A 3,585-nucleotide genomic window follows, 5' to 3' on the forward strand; every position below is an offset into this window, starting at 1 on the left:
CAGGCGCCGCACCAGCTGGCGCGCCAGCACGATGTCGGACTCGACGCGGATCGGCAGCGCGCCGGCGGACTCAGCGGCCGGCACCGGGCGGCTCCTCGATGTCGTCGGTCGATGCGGCCTCGTCCTCGTCCAGCCCGGCCTGCGCCAGGGCGTCGGCGCGGCGCAGCAGCGCCATGCCCCGCTCGACGTCCAGCGCGGTGCTCACGCCCGGCAGCGACAGGCCCAGCTCCACCAGCGTGATGGCGACCGCCGGCTGCATGCCGACGACCACCGAGTTTGCGCCCAGCACCCGGGCGATGCCGGAGATGCCGGCCAGCATGCGGCCGATGAAGGAGTCGACGATCTCCAGCGCGGAGATGTCGATCAGCACGCCGGTCGCGCCGGTCTCCTGGATGCGGTTGGCCAGGTCGTCCTGCAGCGCCATCGCGGTCTGGTCCTGCAGGTCGACCTGGATGGTGACCAGCAGCGTCCTGCCCATGCGCAGGATGGGGATGCGCGTCGTCATGCGGCGCCGCCCGTGCCGGCCGTTCCGCTCATGGCGCCCGGGGCGGCCTTGGCCCTGGAGACGACGAAGCCGGCGCGTCGCATCGCCAGCGCCAGCGCGTCGGCCAGCGTCGCCTTGGTCGTGATGCCTTCCAGGTCGATGCCCAGGTGCACGATGGTCTGCGCGATCTGCGGCCGGATGCCGCTGATGATCGCGTCCGCGCCCATCAGCCGGATGGCGGTGACGGTCTTGAGCAGATGCTGCGCGACCAGCGTGTCGACGGTCGGCACGCCGGTGATGTCGATGATCGCCAGCGCGGAGCCGGTCTCCACGATGCGCTGCAGCAGCGTCTCCATGACCAGCTGGGTGCGGCCGCTGTCGAGCGTGCCGATCATCGGCACCGCCAGCACGCCGTCCCACAGCTTGACGACCGGGGTGGAGAGTTCCAGCAGCTCCTGCTGCTGGCGGGCGATGATGTCCTCGCGGGTGCGCTGGTAGGTGCTGACGGTGTGCTGCGCCATGTGGTCCAGCAGCGAGGACACCTCCCAGGTGGCGTCCACGAGTGCGGCCGGCTGGTCGCTGAAGCGGCGTTGCAGGCCGGCGAACAGCGGCTTCTTGAGCGCCAGCACGAAGCGGCTGGTGTCGGCGGCGGTCGATCCCTGGGCGGCGCGCGAGCGCGACAGGCTCGCCAGCACCTCGCGCAAAGGCGCCCAGGGCGCATCGTCGAAATTCTCGGTGTTGCCGGTGGCGCGCACGCCGGCGAGGAGGGCGTCCAGCAGTTCGCCGGTCTCGCGGCCTTCGCTGGCCAGCGCGCGGCCGCTGGCGGCGAGTTCGGCCTGCCATTCGGCGAGCACCCGGTCGCGCTGGGTGGACAGGAGATCTTCGACGGCGGCGCTGTTCTGTTTCATCGGGTCCTCTTGGGCGCGGTTGACGCCGTGATGCGGGGAGAAGGGTGCGCGGGGTGGCGCGGCGGCCGCGATCGTACTCTGCCGACCTCACCCGCTCCGGAGTCACGGGGCGAGGATTGGGGGCGGGTAAGCCCTGGGGCGAAATGGGCATGCCGTTTGCCCAATGCCCCTGTCAGACATTCAAGACCAACGATTGGGAGAACGACGTGGCCGATGAGATCAGCGTGCTGGTGGTGGACGACAAGCCGCAGAACCTGCTCGCGATGAAGGCGCTGCTGGCCGACTCGGGGCTGCGCGTGTTGACGGCGGAATCCGGTCCCGCCGCGCTCGAACTGCTGCTGGTGCATGACGTGATGCTGGCCCTGCTGGACGTGCAGATGCCGGGCATGGACGGCTTCACCCTGGCCGAGCTGATGCGCGGGGCGGAGCGTACCCGGCACGTGCCGATCATCTTCCTGACCGCCGGCTCCCAGGAGGCGCAGCGCAGCTTCAAGGGCTACGAGGCCGGCGCGGTCGACTTCATCTACAAGCCGGTCGACGCGCATGTGCTGCGCAGCAAGGTCGCGGTCTTCGCCGACCTGCACCGCCAGCGCCTGATGCTGGCCGAGCGCATCGTCGAGCAGGAACGCCTGGCGCGGGTGAACGCGCTGATGCTGGGCGCGCTCAGCCACGACATCCGCAGCCCGCTGTCGGTCATGATGCTCAACGCCGAGCTGCTGATCCGCCAGACCGAGTCGCCCTCGCTGCAGAAGGCCGGCCAGCGCGTCAAGGCGGCGGCGACGCTGCTCGGGCGCCAGGTGGACCACCTGGGCAGCCTGGCGCGGCGGCCCTGCGAGCTGCTGCAGGTGCAGCCGGTGCGCGGCGACCTGGCCACGCTGGCGGCACAGCGCCTGGACGTCGAAAGCAACCAGGCGGTGATGTGGGTGCCGCCCGCGTTCGAACGCGTCGGCGACACCACCGGCGACTTCGATCCGGAACTGATGGCCCAGGCCATCGACCGGCTGATCATGCAAGGCGCCACGCATGCCGGCGACTGCGGGATCCGCATCCAGGTCGACGGCGCGGCGCATCGCTCGCTGACGCTGCGCATCAGCTTCGATCGCGTGCTCGAACCCGAGGCCGCCATCCACCTGTTCGGCGGCACCGAACCGGTGTCGGGCATGTCCTCGGCCCTGGTCGGCCCGGGGCTGGAAGAGCCCGAGCGCGTGGCGCGCGCGCATGGCGGCTCGCTGATCGGCGCGTCGCGGGCGCGGCAGGGCACGATGTTCGAGCTGCTGCTGCCGCGGCTGCAGTCGGAACGTTGAGAGGCCCCGATGCGGCGTGGCGTCCTACAGCCCGGGCCAGCGCGGCCCGACAGACCCCGGCGCGCCGCTGGACCACAGTGGAGGCATCGCATCAACACGATGGGGATCGTCATGAAGCCTTGCAGCTCCCGCACGATGAAGGCGGCCGTCGCGGCCGCCGCCTGCGTCCTGGCCGGCCAGGCGATGGCCGACATCACCTTCTACGAGGACGAGCAATTCCGCGGCCGCACCGGCGGCATCGACACGCAGGTGCGTTTCCTCAAGGAGATCGGCTTCAACGACCGCGCGTCCTCGATCGAGGTGCGCGGCGAGCGCTGGGAGGTCTGCGAGGACCCGGACTATCGCGGCCGCTGCCGCGTGCTGCAGCCGGGCAGCTACCCGTCGCTGCGCTCCATGGGCCTCGACAACCGGATCAGCTCGGCGCGGCGCGTGGACGAGCGCGCCGAGGTCGGTCGCGACCGCTACGGTCCCGAGCCGCAGCCCACCTACTACCGCCGCGGCGAGGAGGCGCTGTACCAGGCGCAGGTGGTCTCGGTGCGCGCCGTGATGGGCAACGAGCAGCAACGCTGCTGGATCGAGCAGAAGGAAGTGCGGGACCGGCCCAACGTCGGCGGCGCGGTGATCGGCGGCGTGCTGGGCGGCATCCTGGGCCATCAGTTCGGCGGCGGCAGCGGGCAGGCGGTGACGACCGCGGCCGGCGCGATCGGCGGCGCGGTGGTGGGCAGCAACGTGAACCGCAACGACGTGCGCAACGTGCAGCGCTGCGGCGCGGCGCCCAATGGCGGCAACCCGCAGTACTGGGACGTGACCTATCGCTTCAACGGACAGGAGCACTACATGCAGACCCGGCAGCCGCCGGGAGCGACCGTGACGGTCAATGCGCGCGGCG

General features: G+C 71.2%; 4 protein-coding genes. 2 read left to right on the plus strand and 2 right to left on the minus strand.

Annotated elements, in window-relative coordinates; genetic code table 11:
* Window positions 1–70: 70 nt before the first annotated feature.
* A complete protein-coding gene (locus FUT87_RS17370) occupies window positions 71–505 on the minus strand; it encodes an STAS domain-containing protein (protein ID WP_091724769.1) in 435 nt (144 codons plus the stop codon).
* The gene (locus FUT87_RS17375; RefSeq protein ID WP_147241825.1) at window positions 502–1,392 is read right to left on the minus strand and encodes an STAS domain-containing protein; all 891 of its coding nucleotides are present in this window, start codon (window positions 1,390–1,392) and stop codon (window positions 502–504) included. The genes FUT87_RS17370 and FUT87_RS17375 overlap by 4 nt, the downstream gene beginning before the upstream one ends.
* A gap of 206 nt (window positions 1,393–1,598) precedes the next feature.
* Between FUT87_RS17375 and FUT87_RS17380 the strand changes: the two genes are divergently transcribed.
* Together FUT87_RS17380 and FUT87_RS17385 are read left to right on the plus strand one after the other, a co-directional pair.
* Window positions 1,599–2,696, plus strand: coding sequence for a response regulator (locus tag FUT87_RS17380; RefSeq protein WP_183491770.1), 1,098 nt, complete (start codon window positions 1,599–1,601; stop codon window positions 2,694–2,696).
* Between the two features lie 135 nt (window positions 2,697–2,831).
* Window positions 2,832–3,585: beta/gamma crystallin-related protein (locus tag FUT87_RS17385; RefSeq protein WP_186830592.1), on the plus strand; the 754-nt coding region annotated here is incomplete at its 3' end.

Source organism: Mitsuaria sp. TWR114 (assembly GCF_007997345.1).